The sequence below is a fragment of the Virgibacillus ndiopensis genome (assembly GCF_900187325.1).
In the GTDB taxonomy this organism is placed as follows: Bacteria; Bacillota; Bacilli; order Bacillales; family Amphibacillaceae; genus Virgibacillus_E; species Virgibacillus_E ndiopensis.
On sequence record NZ_FZMZ01000005.1, the window covers coordinates 606921 to 620322 of the forward strand.

Below are 13402 nucleotides of genomic sequence, written 5' to 3' on the forward strand. Positions count from 1 at the left end.
TCCTCATTTACATAAATAACTTACCAAATTTATCGTATCACTTTTCCATACAATATCAATAAAATGTATCAATTATTTGTCTTACTGCATTTGATGCCATGATAACCTTTCCGTATTCTAATAACCGTGTAGATGTGATAATACTTGGTGATGAAAACTCAGACATTATGGCAATAATGTGTTCTTTATTTTTACCAACTAACTCAACATCCTGCAATAGCATATAGTAGCGTTGATTCAAATGATAAATTTGCCCGCCTTCAATGGACGCTGCCATTAAGTAAGAAGATACTTGTATAATATCCTCGAATTCATCAAAGGAAAAGATTAATTCTTTGCTTTCATCCAAGGTAACTTTCATTTCAATAAAATCCTCATCCCAATTTAAATTTTCGATTTTTTGTGTAACAATGACATGCATACCTTGCGCTTGCATTAAGTGAACTTGTACAAGCAACATTCCTTCCAACTCAAAACCTAATTCACTACTTGCTTCGTACATCATATCACTAAATAAATTACGTACACTAGAGACATCCTGCCATAAATCCTCTTTGGTAAAACCACGTTCAATTAGGTCATCGAACGTAAGAAATATCGTAAATTGACTCATCGATACTCGTTCAATACGCATGTAAGCATCCTCCTTTACACAGCAATATGGTCTTGAAATGACCCATCAAACAAAATCCTTAATTTTTTTCTTACTATACTATATGCTTCATGATTAATTGTTGAACTATATGAATATGATCTAAATTTATTAAATCGACCACTGCTATCCTTCATGAATTTTAAATTATTCGTTCCTCTTAAAAGTTATCACATGGCATTCTGATTTTGTACCTAAACGAAACGGAAGTGTTGTGTAACCATAGCCTTCACTAATTAATATGTTTGTCCCCTGATATACTTGAAACCCACCTGGTTCGTATAGCCCAAATCCCAAAATTCGTATTTGCCCACCATGAGTGTGGCCTGCTAAAACGGTATGTATCACTTGTTGCTCGTCCACATTCAGATCATAAAACGCACTTGGAGCATGTGTTAATAACAGATTATACGTCCCTTTTGCACCTTGTAATGCTTGATCCAAGTGTGCCTCTTGGTATTTACAACAATCCAGTCCTAATAAACTAAGTATATCACCATTATTAGCGACAATATCTTTACTTGAATTCGCTAAAATAATAACGCCTTCTTGTATTAATAAATGATAGATCGTATCGGGGAATGCCTCATAATCATTATTTCCCCAGATAAAATAAATTGGTTTATTCCATTGTTTAAGCTTTTTTATGTAATTTTGTGTTCGTTTAATTGGAACACCTTTTTCGGTAAGATCTCCACCGATTATAACAATATCAATTTTTCCCTTTATTAATTGTAGTGTATTTTCATTAATTTGTCTGCGATGAATATCAGAGATAAAAAACAAGCGAAAACCAGAAAATCCTTCAGGTAAATTCCTATCAGTAATTTCTAAGTAATCAATTGTATCATGATGAGCTTTGTATGCCATATATAAGGTAAATAGAAATATACAACAACCAAGGATAAGCAAATAAATCATACATTATTCTTCCCTTCTTATGTATTGCGATAATACCATATTTATTATCGTTCCATCACAAAAAATAATTATTTGTTTTAAGTATTTATCTTGGTATAGGACTACCACTAAAAATCATACGCTTAAGAGAGAACGATTGCCTACTTAAGAAAGGAGGATTTTATGTTTACACAATTTAAATATTGGGAGCCGTACATCAGTCCATTTGACCCTTGCCCACCAATGCGCATTAAGAGTTATTCAACCCCCCCACAACTATATATTCCCTTTCAGCCAAAAGGATTACCACAATTTAAACCAATGGAAGCATTGTATCGCGGAACTTTGTGGCCGGCTTTATTCAGCCCTTATCCAGACCCTAAAAAAAGAGGTGATCAGGATGAATAAACAGCTTCCACAAGAATATTATGAATTACTTGAAGAAATCCAAGCAGTAGATTTTGTTTTGGTCGAATTGAATTTATATTTAGATACACATCCAGATGATTATGATGCAATCGAACAATTTAATACATTCACAAAAAAAAGCAAAGAATTAAAAGTTGTTTATGAGAAAAAGTACGGTCCACTTATGAATTTTGGCAGAAGCTATTCAAATTATCCTTGGGATTGGAAAGAAGCTCCTTGGCCTTGGCAAGTCTAATTCGTTCTTTTGCAATGATTAACAAATAGATGGGAGGATAATTTTTGTGTGGTATTACGAAAAAAAGCTCCAATATCCAGTTAGAGTCAGTCAATGTAATCCAATGCTTGCAAAATTTTTAATTGAGCAATATGGTGGAGCTGATGGTGAATTAGCTGCCGCTTTACGCTATTTAAACCAACGATATACAATTCCTGATAAAGTAGCTGGGCTATTAAATGATATCGGCACAGAAGAATTTGCACATCTCGAAATGATTGCAACAATGGTTTATAAGTTAACGAAAGATGCAACTCCTGAGCAAATGAAAGAGGCGGGTCTAGGTGCACATTATGCAGATCATGACAAAGCTTTATTTTTCCATAACGCAGCAGGTGCACCTTTTACAGCAACATATTTTCAAGCTAAAGGTGATCCAATAGCAGATATATATGAAGATATTGCTGCTGAAGAGAAGGCCCGTGCTACGTATCAATGGTTAATAAACATGTCTGATGATCCAGATATAAACGATGGATTAAAATTCCTGCGTGAACGAGAAGTGGTTCATTCAATGCGTTTTAGAGAAGCTGCTGAAATATTGAAAGAAGAGAGGGATAAAAAAACATATTATTAATAAAGAGGTGCCAAGTTGGCACCTCTTTATTATTAAAGTGTAAACTTTTTCAGCTGCTGATCTAATCCATTTATCATTTCCTCTAATTGCTGTACCTGTTCATTAACATGAAGAAATGAACGCTGCTGATCTTCTACAGATGCTGATATTTCTTCGGTTCCTGCTGCAGTTTCTTCCGTTACAGCACTGATATTTTGAACAGATGCTACAATCGTAGAACTCATTTCACTGGAAAGAACCATATCCTCATTCAGTTGTTTAAGTTGAACCATCATATTTGTTACATTATCTTTTATCGTAGAAAACGACATTACTGTATTTTGCATCGATTTCGATTGATCATTAGATAAATCACTTGCTTGTTGCGTTACTTCATTAATATTCTTAATTCCAACATGAATTTGTTCAACCATTTTAAAAATTTGATTTGTAGCGTTTGTTGATTCATCTGCAAGTTTACGAACCTCTTGTGCTACCACGGCAAATCCTTTCCCATTTTCACCTGCACGTGCAGCTTCAATTGCTGCATTTAATGCTAAAAGATTTGTTTGTTCAGCAATTTCGTTAACAAGCTTAGCAGTCTCTTCAATTTTTGTCGCATAACCTACAAAAGATTTTACAGACGATTCAATTAGGTTAGTTGACTCAATACTCTTCTCCATAATAGAGCGTTGTTGCTTAATAGAATGTTGGCCATCCTCTATTAATTGGAGACTCATTTCGCTTGCATGGGTAGATTTTTGACTGCTTTGAACATTTTCTTCAAACTTTTTATTCATTTGTTCTATATGAAAGGATACATCTTGAATTTCCTCTGAAATAGATTGACTCCCACTTGATAATTCTTCAGTAGAGGTTGACACTTGACTGGTGCTTTCTGTTAAGACATGCATGTTTCCAGATATATCTGTACTGAATGTTTTAACCTCTTTCCCAATTTTATTAACTGTCTGTATCGTTGATTTCAAATTCTCTATCATTTGGGTAAATGAAGTTGTTAACTGACCAATTTCATTCTTATCTTTTTCGTTAATATCTATATTTACGGTTAGATCTCCCTCTGCTACCTGTGCCGCATAATCAGCCAAACGCCGAATAGGTCTTGCTGTTTTAATCGTCAACCGAATAATTGAAAAGATAGTTGCTGCAATTAATACGAGACTTGCTACAATCGTGAAATTAATAATATTTTTTATCATATCATTACGGTTCTCTACTGTATTTTCATACCACAGATTTGCACCACGTTGAAGCATATACACATCATTTAAAACACCGGCAGTTTTTGCAGATTGACGTTTGATTTCATTCGTGTCCGATTCAACTAGTGCCTTTTCAATAGTCGGCATTAATTTCTTATATTTTTCTTGAATTCGTTTAAACCAGTCTTCCTGTTTATTCGTTTTTAATTCCTCTTTAACAGTTTTTAATTCCTTATTGATTTCTGTTAATTGTGTCGTAATTTCTGCTTTAGTACCTTCAGAAGGATTATATGCATAATTGCTTAATGACTGTTTTGCAGTAATAAACTCACCATTCAATTCTTTAACTTCTAATAATAACTGGACATCATTATTCGATGACTTCTGTAAATCATTCATTTGAATGATAATAAAAAAGATTAAAGCTAAGCTAAGGAGCAACGGAATTAATGTAAAAGTAAAAAGTCTTTTTTTTATCGACATATCATTGTTCCCCCTTATCCATTGCTTGATCGATAATTGCTTGCTCGTTATCCGATAACTGAATCAGTCTAATTGGAGCCAGTCCTATACCATTTTCTTTTACCCCTAATTTAAATTGCTCACCAGTTAGATCATCACCATTCATTAGTTTTTTTACAACATCGTACAGGGCTACATCTACATTCTTAAGCATTGATGTGACAACAGCCTTTTCTGCTATGTAAAATTGATCACTATCAACACCAAAGGCATAAATTCCTTCTTTTTGTGCTTCCTTTAAGACTCCAATTCCTGAAAATCCTGCGGCAGGAAAAATAAAATCAGCATCTTTTTCAATTTGCTTGTTAGCAATTGCAGCTCCTTTTTGATCGTCACCAAAAGTCCCTGTGTATTCTGTCAAAACGGTAGCATCCTTGTTTACGGCTTTAACGCCTTCCTTAAAACCTTGCTCAAAATTCTTAATTAATGGTACTTTTTCACCGCCAACGAAACCAACAATATTAGTTTTTTTTTTAAACCGGCAATTAAACCAATTACATAGCTTCCCTCATCTTCTTTAAATGTAATGGAAATTACATTCTTTTTATCAGAGACTGCATCAACAAGTGCAAATTGTTGTTTAGGATATTTTTCTGCTAATTCATTAACAGCAGGTGCGGCAGTAAAACCTATCCCAATAACTAAATCATGCCCATCTTTAATCAATTCTTCTAATTTCCCTTTAAAATTTTGCTCCACTGGTTCTCGATAATCAAAAATTATTCCAAGCTCATCACGGGCTTTTTCTAGTCCACGAAATGCAGAATCATTAAATGAACCATCTCCAAGCCCACTGTCAGAAAGCAATAACCCAACACTAAAAACATCTTTTTCAGCTTGTTTTGATTCTCCAGTTGAGCATGCACTTAATAATAGTATTAGCGTAATTATAAGTAAACGTCTCAATCAATATTCCCCTTTCTTGTTGTCTAACGACATACATTTATCAATTCCAAATTATATATCGTCACCAACGGGGGTACTATGAAATAAAAAAATAGTTTAAAACTCTTAAAAAATTTAAAAAGAAATATAAAAAGCCATTCAACACTTTTAAAATCAAGCGTTGAATGGCTTTAACTAAATTCAGATATTAAATAACATTCAATAATTCTTCTCCCCATACATAATAAAGTCCGAATAACACGGCTAAAATGATTACAATTACAAGTACTAGTCGCATAAATGGTTTGCTCATTTTCACGTGTGCTCGCGTATTATTTTTACTATGTACTTCCTTCCTCGGTGGTAGATTTAAAATATCTACCTCTCGGGTCTCTTCTGTTTTTATTTCATTTTCTTCTGTAAAATCGTTAGTCTCTGTTGATTCTACTAATTCTTCCTGTTGGACTTCATTAACTAATTTACGTAATTCAGAAGCCTGGTCTTCAAGCTCTTTCGTTTTATTACTCATTTACAGCACCTCATTTTTGAAAACGGATTACCAATCCTAATAAAAAATCAACAATAAAATGGGAAACAATTGTACAATACAAATTCTCGGTTATTTCAAACATGTAACCAATATAAAAACTAACAAATATAACAGAAATCAGTAATACCGGCTTCGTTAAATACCGGATATGAACAAGCGCAAATATCGTACTGGCTATTATATAACCAAAACTTGTTTGAATAACTCCTCTAAACAAAAGCTCTTCTGACAAAGCCACAATTAACGTAATGAAACATATATCTCCAACGGTTCGATTTTTAAATAGTTTAACATTGATTCCACCATCATCATAGTACCGTTTAGGAAAAATGTAGATTAATAGAAAATCCAATACAACTATTGTCAAACCTGGAATAATTCCATAGTATACGATTTCTTTACTATCTAAATTGAAATAGCTGAACCATTGTGACATCTGATCAAACATAAACAAACTTAACAGCATACTTAATACTAATAATATAACTTGTGAAATGATTAATTGCTTTTTAAGCTCAAAGTCTGACATGTGTTTGATCAATTCACTTTGCTTCATTACCGTCACCTATTAATAATAATGTTTTTAATTTTTCTTCCCACGTTCCTAATGGATTGTTTAATTCTACATTTTCCGGTTGCCAATTGAAAAAAGAAAATCCACAATTGCTACAGCATTCATAACTTGGTTGTCTAACTGTATCTTGAAAACTTTTGAATAAACCCTTTCGTAAACATCCCTTCTCATTTATCCATTCAATCATTTCGTATAGCTTTTTTTCCTTAATGGAAATACGCTCTTCAATGAAGTCCTGAATTATACGAAATGATTTTTTCCAGTTTTCCTCATCATAATAAATTGTATTTCCCTTAATAATATCATGTTTTTCACATTGGTAGTGTAAAAATCGCCATTGTATTTCACTAAGTTGAAAAATCTCCCCTAATTGTTCAACTGTCTTTGGAAGCAGCATACCTTCTTTGTATAATTGTAATAATTTTTGAAACACGTAAGTTAAGTTTTCTGCAGTAGGAAGCTCCTTTTTTATTAATTTGTTTGGCAAGAAATCATCTTTCTTGGAATATAACAGTAGCGCTACACTAGAATTCCCATCTCTTCCTGCTCTGCCGACCTCCTGAATATAGGACTCAATTTGTGGTGGGAAATGAAAATGCACCACTAATCGAATATTTTTCTTATTTATACCCATGCCAAATGCACTCGTGCAACAAATGATGTCTAATTGATTATTCATAAATTGTTGCTGAATGGTTATACGATCCATTTGTTCCATTCCACCATGATAAAAAGCAATTCGCTGATCTGACAGCTTCCCTTTAAGTATTGCAGCAATCGTTTCGGTTGATTGTCTACTTGAAAAATAGATTAATGCAGGAACCCGATAACGGTTAAAGAGCTTAGTTAATACATCTATTTTTTCATTGTCATTGCTCACTTCCTCAATTGAAAAGGTAATATTGTCGCGATCCATTGGATAAATATGTTTGATCATGTTCGGTCGTTTTAAAAACGTAACGATATCATTTTGAACATCGTGAGTAGCTGTAGCACTTAATGCTAATATAGTAGGATTGTTTAACACTTGTATAATATCACCTAATTTTAAATAATCAGGTCTGAACTCATGGCCCCATTGTGATATACAATGGGCTTCGTCAATCACAAATAAACTTACTTGTATCCTTTTTAATTGTGTTATTAGCTCTTGATGCTGTAATAATTCAGGTGATACATAGATTAATTTATAGGTATCCAATTGTGTATAAACCTGTTTTCTCTCCAGTGGATCGATAAAACTGTTAAGTGCAATAACTGATTTGAACTGGCTAGCTTTTAATTGTTTTACCTGATCAATCATGAGTGATATGAGTGGTGAGACAACAATCGTTGTTCCAGTAAGTAGTTTAGCAGGAAGCTGGTAGCATAATGATTTGCCTGTACCTGTTGGTAATACGCCCAATACATCATTCCCCTGTATAATATCCTGAATAATCTCCTTCTGTCCGCTTCGAAACATTGTGTACCCAAACTGCTCATACAAGATTGTTTTCAAAGAGTCCTCTTTGTTCATTTAAATCACCTAAGTTGTTTATATTTATTTACATTAGCTAATACAAGTCGAATTTGAAAATAACTAATTTCGCTATTGACGATTTCTTTTATAGTCTTTAATGAGGATGAATTAGTTCTTTCTATTGCTTTTATTATTTCTCCCTGTTGTTCTTTTGAAACGTACTGTGCTATTGGAAAAGCTGAATCAAACAACGCAATTTCTACAATATGATCGTAAATTGTATTTATCTTTAACTTTCTTATCTGTGCAATATCCTCTACTGTGTATTTCTCATGTAATAAGTTAACTGTTCGCTGAGCAGAACTTGTAATTAATATTTTGTTTTCGATATCACTGATAATTGAATGTAAGATAGGATATCTCATAAAATCAGAATAAACAGCTGATAAAATACGATGAACCATTCTTACCCATACCAGATGTAGATCTGGTAGATTCAAATTGTGGCTCTCTGATAGTTGGTGACTGCTTTTACCATACATTTTATAACCGGATAATCGATCGACAAACAAATTTGCTTCTTCATTAGAAAAAGTGCTTAATAGTTGCTGTAATTCAACATATATAGCATTTAAATATGCTGTTTCGTTGGATTTTATTTTCCTGTAGTAAAGCTTCATCCAATATAACACGGAGGTCTTGTCTATTATTGGAATGAACGAAAAATAGTTCTTTTTACTATTTGTTAGTGTTTGAATGAGTAATAATAGACGATCGGAAAAAACAGGTGCAATCGTATGATATTTTATTCCATTAAACATATCGAGTAAAAGTATGTATTCATTATGAAGAAGCCAATTTTCCCCATTTGTAGTAGGTATAAAATCGTCAGTTAATAAATTTTGCTTTATTAACTGTCGTATTTGTTTATCAATTAATTGTTTCGTTATCGATCTATAGATACCATAAAAATTTTTCAATGCATAACTATGAGCATCCTGAACAGTTTGTATGGATTTTTTCCCTTGTAAAAGATGATAGATAGCAGCGAGGGATCGTTCGTTTTTTATATTAGAACAGCATTTTAATAGAATTCCATCAAATAACAATTAAAACAAGCCTCCTCTACTCGATATATTTGTGTCTTTTTTTTGACTATTCTCTTTTGATCTATCAAGAACCCTTTTATTCACAGTGTCAATTGTTGAATTGAATTAAATTCCGCATTACAATAGTTTTAGTGACTTATAATAAGTAATTTAATTTTGGTAAACTTATGGGGGGGACCTAAACATGCCAAAATACACAATTGTAGATAAAGAAACTTGTATTGCGTGTGGAGCGTGTGGAGCTTCAGCGCCTGATATATATGATTACGATGATGAAGGCATTGCCTATAACGTAATTGACAATAATAAGGGAACAGCTGAAATCCCTGAAGTGTTAGAAGAGGATATGATTGATGCATATGAGGGTTGTCCAAGTGATTCAATTAAAATATCCGATAAACCATTTGATGGTGATCCATTAAGATTTGAAGATGACTAATAGATAGCTGGTTTCATGATTAGATGGAATCAGCCTTTTTATGTGCAGCATTTTTAATTACTTCTAGTACATTGCCTCCTAATGTATTTCGTATAATTTCACTGTCTCGAAATAGTGCACATAATGCTACTATTGTTGTCCAATTTGCATATAATCGTTTCTTTTCTATTTGTACGAGTGTTTTTTTGGATATGCCTAAAACAGATGCCATCGTATCTTGTGTATAATCGTTCTCTACACGTACTAATTTCATTTTGGTAGAAAGCGAACTTATTATTATTTCTTGATCCATTTTGACACCATTCCCCAATTTATAAATTCCAAAATCCTCTACTTTATATACTAATTTTCTTTATTAGAAAAGTCAAAAGTAAAAATCAGCTTGTTTATTTAAAAGGCTATTTTCTAAAAAAATATCGCTTTTTCACATGTTGAATTGTATTTAATAGTTGAAACAAAATACGATGGAACAACAACATGATTTCCGCTCCGGGCAGTTGCGCACCTAAGGATTGCTGGAGAGCATCCTCGTGCTGTCGCAAACCGGGATCTCACCTACGCCTTTCCTCCCGTAGCGGTCACAGACATAAAAAAATAAATCCACATGCAATTAATTGCATGTGGATTTATTGGATGTACTACTTCTCTTCATTTTTTATTGGGTTTACTGCTAACGGTACTTTTATAGCCTCCGTTAAATTATATATTCCAATCTGATCAATACCTGTATTGTTAAATTTTACAGAATTATATCCATAGCTTTTTGCAGTCATTAATATAGCTTCAATCATTGTATTTTTCTCTTGCAGCGTGATTGATGTTTCCTTTAATGAATTATCTTCTGCAAAAGTAATGCTAAGCTGATCTCCTGATGATTCATCTACATTAAAGCCAATTTTATTTGGTATCGTTTGAAATATACTAAAAGTTTCCTCGTTTTGTTTCATCCCATTTAAAGCAGCTTCAATCTCTGTTTGTTCTTTAAGTGGTATTGGGATTAAAAATTTACGTTTATCATCCGACGCCTGATAGAGTTTGTAGCTAGATTTTTGAGCTGGCTTAATCGGTAACTCAGAAATATTGCCAATTTGTCCAAGATCAACTGCCTGATTGTTATCAGTTTCAAAAACAACCTTTTTGAACCCAAGATGCCTAAACATGGCTGACAACGTATCTTCGAAAATAGTCGCATTTGCAGAGCCGTGATTCAAAGAAAATCCTTTAGGAAGATTCATTATAACGTGGTTGTTTGTGTAATCAAATTTAAAGGTTGCATCTTTAAACAAATACCCCGATACTCCCCATTCTTCTGCTTTCAAATAGGTTTCTACTTTATTATAGTAACTTTCCAATTCCTCTGTTTTAGGTATTACAAACGTCACTGGTATCATATATTGTCCTTGCTGGTCAGATACTGCTGCATGAACGATATCGGACTGGGCATCAATTTCTGTTAGAACTAGATTTTCCGAAGACTTGCTGAACAAGCTCAATTCAGGATTACTTTTATCATTTGAAAGTGCCGCGTCTTCTTGTTCATTCATTTTTATGCCTGATTCTCCACTGGATGAACTGGAGTCGGCAGCCTTATTTAAAGATAACTTTTCTTCATGTCTTTGAAACATTTCATTATTTAAAACAACAGGTATGATAACCAACATAATAGCAACAACCAATGCAGAACTTAAAATAGGTATGAGATAGGTTTTCTTCTGTTTAATTGAAGTTTTTTCATTTTTCATCTGAGTGGAGATACGCTGGAATATTTCATTTTTATCACGAGAATCTTTTACTTTTGGCATATCTTTTAGCAAATTAATTACTTGCTTGTCGTTGTTGTAACGTGATTTCATTACGCATCTCCTCTCTTCTCTTCATTTTCTGTTAATAGCTTTCTCAAAGCCTTTAAAGCCCTATGTTGTGTTGTTTTTACTTTACTTAGACTAAATCCTAAAATATCTGCAGTTTCTTGAATTGAAAATGAATGTAAGTAACGCAAGATCAATACACTCTTTTGGTCAACTGTACATTTATCTAAATGGTTATATATCTGTGTTATCTCTTCGTTTTTTATCGCTATTTCATCCGGTAAATGATTTTGGTCTTGTAATAATTCCCCTTTCTCGTGCCAATCAAAGAATTCAGCAATTCGATTCCTTTTTCTTTTTTGTGAACGGAAATAATCTATTGTTGTATGTCTGGCAATCGAAAATATCCACGTCTTTTCACTGCTATCTCCTTTAAATGTATCAAGTGATTTTAACACCTTAATATAAACTTCTTGAACGAGATCTTCAGCCACTTGTTTATTTTTAACCATATAAAATATAAATTGAAATAAATCCTGATGATAACTGTCATATAATTTTTCAAAAATGACCTTCATAAAGATCCTCCGTTCATCTATATTGTCGTCTGCGCTCGTTAAAATGTTACATTATATAATAACTATAAAGAAAAAAATACAAAATACCAACCTTAATTTAGTTGGTATTTTGTATAGTGAATCGGTTATTAGCATATTTTTTGAAGAAATGGGATATGACAGGATACAACAAAACCATAAATACACCATTCCCTATTGCATGATAGCTATCAAACGGTAACCCAGCTAGGTAATATGCAAAGAAATTTCCTCCTGCTATGGAATAAGTGGTTAACGAAATAACAAATCCATAAAAATAACCACTAAACACAGCAAAAACCACAATTATAAATAACGGTACGTTCTTAAAAAATTTACCTAAAAGACCGCTAAAAATTCCTATTAATCCCCACGAAACTACCTGCCAAACAGTCCAAATTCCCATTCCTAGTAACATATTAGACAAAAATGTCGTTAAGAAAGTTAATACTATCGAGGCAACAGGTCCTAATATGAAACCGCATATAATAATTAACGATGTAACTGGTTGAACATTTGGAAGAAATGCGAATGCAGATCTTCCTACTACAGCAAGTGCTGCCAGTAACGCAAGTAATGTTAATTTATATGTATTCACTTACATCATTCCCATGCCTGTAAATCAAAACTAACCTTATCCCCTGGTGATAATGTTATTTCTTTAGCACCCTTTGTCGCCATTTCATCGTTGACGAAGAACATCCAAGATTTTTGTTCTCCTTCTTTCGGGGCAACTCCATTAATAGACGTAATAAATCCACCATCAAAATCAGTTTCAATTTCGAAGTTTTCTTTCATAACATCCATTAAAATAGCACCTTCTTCAATTGCTATCTTTTTTTCAGTGATAAATTCAGCTTCTTTATCCTTTGAAATTGTTATTGTTACAACTTCTTGATTTTCCTCGTTTTTAACTTCATTACCACCACTTTGTTCCGTTTGACCATTGGTTGTAGCTTCTGAATTACTTTCATCATCTGAACTACATCCTACTAATAGACCAATAATTAAAAGTAAAGAGCCTAATCGTAACAAAATTTTATTCATCCCAAAAACCTCCAGATAATTTTTTTGGAGGGTCGTTTGAACAACCTAAAAAAGCTAACTCTTCAAATAGAGCTAGCTAAAAAAGACAATCGAAACATTAAAAAAGTCCATTATGATGTATCGGTTATCTCAATTGCTCATACCCTCGAAGCATTGAAACAGTTGAATATTGGCAGGTCTACTGACTTGTAATTAAATCCTACTTTAAGTCCTTCCCATATGGCTAGCATACAGTGGTTATACTTATTTCGTTCATTACATACAGTTGCGAGGACAGTTCTAGCTTTTCACTAGATTCCCTTTTAAGCAAAAGCACCAAATTCAAAATTATATTTAATTAAATAACCATATAAATATTACCATAAGATAATATAATTGA

At 33.0% G+C, this 13402-nt stretch carries 17 protein-coding genes, 1 pseudogene and 1 riboswitch; of the genes and pseudogenes, 5 read left to right on the forward strand and 13 right to left on the reverse strand.

Annotation, left to right across the window (positions count from 1 at the left end; genetic code table 11):
• Positions 1-55 precede the first annotated feature (55 nt).
• Both CS937_RS10370 and CS937_RS10375 read right to left on the reverse strand, forming a co-directional pair.
• Entirely contained in the window at positions 56-634 is a 579-nt protein-coding gene (locus tag CS937_RS10370; protein ID WP_099158384.1) for a genetic competence negative regulator, read from the reverse strand.
• Positions 635-799: 165 nt separating this feature from the next.
• Entirely contained in the window at positions 800-1573 is a 774-nt protein-coding gene (locus CS937_RS10375; protein ID WP_099158385.1) for a metallophosphoesterase, read from the reverse strand.
• 162 nt (positions 1574-1735) lie between these two features.
• On the opposite strand from CS937_RS10375, the gene CS937_RS10380 reads away from it, so the two are divergent.
• Genes CS937_RS10380 through CS937_RS10390 form a run of 3 tightly spaced genes read left to right on the forward strand, consistent with a single transcriptional unit; the run spans position 1736 to position 2832 of the window.
• Entirely contained in the window at positions 1736-1960 is a 225-nt protein-coding gene (locus CS937_RS10380; RefSeq protein ID WP_099158386.1) for a spore coat associated protein CotJA, read from the forward strand.
• A complete protein-coding gene (locus CS937_RS10385; RefSeq protein ID WP_099158387.1) occupies positions 1953-2216 on the forward strand; it encodes a spore coat protein CotJB in 264 nt (87 codons plus the stop codon). Before CS937_RS10380 ends, CS937_RS10385 begins: the two co-directional genes overlap by 8 nt.
• Before the next feature lie 46 nt (positions 2217-2262).
• Positions 2263-2832: a manganese catalase family protein gene (locus CS937_RS10390; protein WP_099158388.1), complete on the forward strand. Its 570-nt coding sequence runs from the start codon at positions 2263-2265 to the stop codon at positions 2830-2832.
• A 32-nt stretch (positions 2833-2864) separates the two neighbouring features.
• Here the strand turns inward: CS937_RS10390 and CS937_RS10395 are convergent, their stop codons facing one another.
• The 6 genes and pseudogenes from CS937_RS10395 to CS937_RS10420 form a co-directional block, all read right to left on the reverse strand.
• Positions 2865-4517 (reverse strand): methyl-accepting chemotaxis protein, encoded by a 1653-nt coding sequence (locus CS937_RS10395; protein ID WP_099158389.1) that lies wholly within the window; start codon positions 4515-4517, stop codon positions 2865-2867.
• A gap of 1 nt (position 4518) precedes the next feature.
• A pseudogene (locus tag CS937_RS20010) lies at positions 4519-5462 on the reverse strand (BMP family lipoprotein).
• Positions 5463-5649: 187 nt separating this feature from the next.
• Positions 5650-5970 carry a hypothetical protein gene (locus CS937_RS10405; protein ID WP_099158390.1) on the reverse strand — a complete coding sequence of 107 codons (321 nt, stop codon included), beginning with the start codon at positions 5968-5970 and terminating at the stop codon, positions 5650-5652.
• 10 nt (positions 5971-5980) lie between these two features.
• Entirely contained in the window at positions 5981-6547 is a 567-nt protein-coding gene (locus tag CS937_RS10410) for a CPBP family intramembrane glutamic endopeptidase (RefSeq protein WP_099158391.1), read from the reverse strand.
• A complete protein-coding gene (locus CS937_RS10415; RefSeq protein WP_099158392.1) occupies positions 6534-8081 on the reverse strand; it encodes a RecQ family ATP-dependent DNA helicase in 1548 nt (515 codons plus the stop codon). Before CS937_RS10415 ends, CS937_RS10410 begins: the two co-directional genes overlap by 14 nt.
• Before the next feature lie 5 nt (positions 8082-8086).
• Positions 8087-9133 carry a YpbB family protein gene (locus tag CS937_RS10420; RefSeq protein ID WP_099158393.1) on the reverse strand — a complete coding sequence of 349 codons (1047 nt, stop codon included), beginning with the start codon at positions 9131-9133 and terminating at the stop codon, positions 8087-8089.
• Between the two features lie 184 nt (positions 9134-9317).
• On the opposite strand from CS937_RS10420, the gene CS937_RS10425 reads away from it, so the two are divergent.
• Positions 9318-9572 carry a ferredoxin gene (locus tag CS937_RS10425; protein ID WP_099158394.1) on the forward strand — a complete coding sequence of 85 codons (255 nt, stop codon included), beginning with the start codon at positions 9318-9320 and terminating at the stop codon, positions 9570-9572.
• Positions 9573-9591: 19 nt separating this feature from the next.
• Here the strand turns inward: CS937_RS10425 and CS937_RS10430 are convergent, their stop codons facing one another.
• The 5 genes from CS937_RS10430 to CS937_RS10450 all read right to left on the reverse strand — a co-directional run bounded on the left by CS937_RS10430 (position 9592) and on the right by CS937_RS10450 (position 13023).
• Positions 9592-9864: a helix-turn-helix transcriptional regulator gene (locus CS937_RS10430; RefSeq protein WP_099158395.1), complete on the reverse strand. Its 273-nt coding sequence runs from the start codon at positions 9862-9864 to the stop codon at positions 9592-9594.
• Positions 9865-10210: 346 nt separating this feature from the next.
• Positions 10211-11425 carry a hypothetical protein gene (locus CS937_RS10435; protein WP_099158396.1) on the reverse strand — a complete coding sequence of 405 codons (1215 nt, stop codon included), beginning with the start codon at positions 11423-11425 and terminating at the stop codon, positions 10211-10213.
• Positions 11425-11958 (reverse strand): RNA polymerase sigma factor SigX, encoded by a 534-nt coding sequence (locus tag CS937_RS10440; RefSeq protein ID WP_099158397.1) that lies wholly within the window; start codon positions 11956-11958, stop codon positions 11425-11427. Before CS937_RS10440 ends, CS937_RS10435 begins: the two co-directional genes overlap by 1 nt.
• 97 nt (positions 11959-12055) lie before the next feature.
• Positions 12056-12574: an ECF transporter S component gene (locus CS937_RS10445; RefSeq protein WP_099158398.1), complete on the reverse strand. Its 519-nt coding sequence runs from the start codon at positions 12572-12574 to the stop codon at positions 12056-12058.
• A 5-nt stretch (positions 12575-12579) separates the two neighbouring features.
• Positions 12580-13023: a DUF4430 domain-containing protein gene (locus tag CS937_RS10450; RefSeq protein WP_099158399.1), complete on the reverse strand. Its 444-nt coding sequence runs from the start codon at positions 13021-13023 to the stop codon at positions 12580-12582.
• Positions 13024-13059: 36 nt separating this feature from the next.
• On the opposite strand from CS937_RS10450, the gene CS937_RS19485 reads away from it, so the two are divergent.
• The gene (locus tag CS937_RS19485) at positions 13060-13215 is read left to right on the forward strand and encodes a hypothetical protein (protein WP_176555814.1); all 156 of its coding nucleotides are present in this window, start codon (positions 13060-13062) and stop codon (positions 13213-13215) included.
• Positions 13178-13358: riboswitch (cobalamin riboswitch) on the reverse strand. Its footprint overlaps the gene before it by 38 nt.
• Positions 13359-13402 lie beyond the last annotated feature (44 nt).

What these genes read in the sequence shown, in the direction of transcription:
- CS937_RS10370 (WP_099158384.1), bottom strand. Translation starts at nt 634, where the DNA reads ATGCGTATTGAACGAGTATCGATGAGTCAATTTACGATATTTCTTACG.
- CS937_RS10375 (WP_099158385.1), bottom strand. Translation starts at nt 1,573, where the DNA reads ATGATTTATTTGCTTATCCTTGGTTGTTGTATATTTCTATTTACCTTA.
- CS937_RS10380 (WP_099158386.1), top strand. Translation starts at nt 1,736, where the DNA reads ATGTTTACACAATTTAAATATTGGGAGCCGTACATCAGTCCATTTGAC.
- CS937_RS10385 (WP_099158387.1), top strand. Translation starts at nt 1,953, where the DNA reads ATGAATAAACAGCTTCCACAAGAATATTATGAATTACTTGAAGAAATC.
- CS937_RS10395 (WP_099158389.1), bottom strand. Translation starts at nt 4,517, where the DNA reads ATGTCGATAAAAAAAAGACTTTTTACTTTTACATTAATTCCGTTGCTC.
- CS937_RS10405 (WP_099158390.1), bottom strand. Translation starts at nt 5,970, where the DNA reads ATGAGTAATAAAACGAAAGAGCTTGAAGACCAGGCTTCTGAATTACGT.
- CS937_RS10410 (WP_099158391.1), bottom strand. Translation starts at nt 6,547, where the DNA reads ATGAAGCAAAGTGAATTGATCAAACACATGTCAGACTTTGAGCTTAAA.
- CS937_RS10415 (WP_099158392.1), bottom strand. Translation starts at nt 8,081, where the DNA reads ATGAACAAAGAGGACTCTTTGAAAACAATCTTGTATGAGCAGTTTGGG.
- CS937_RS10425 (WP_099158394.1), top strand. Translation starts at nt 9,318, where the DNA reads ATGCCAAAATACACAATTGTAGATAAAGAAACTTGTATTGCGTGTGGA.
- CS937_RS10430 (WP_099158395.1), bottom strand. Translation starts at nt 9,864, where the DNA reads ATGGATCAAGAAATAATAATAAGTTCGCTTTCTACCAAAATGAAATTA.
- CS937_RS10435 (WP_099158396.1), bottom strand. Translation starts at nt 11,425, where the DNA reads ATGAAATCACGTTACAACAACGACAAGCAAGTAATTAATTTGCTAAAA.
- CS937_RS10440 (WP_099158397.1), bottom strand. Translation starts at nt 11,958, where the DNA reads ATGAAGGTCATTTTTGAAAAATTATATGACAGTTATCATCAGGATTTA.
- CS937_RS10450 (WP_099158399.1), bottom strand. Translation starts at nt 13,023, where the DNA reads ATGAATAAAATTTTGTTACGATTAGGCTCTTTACTTTTAATTATTGGT.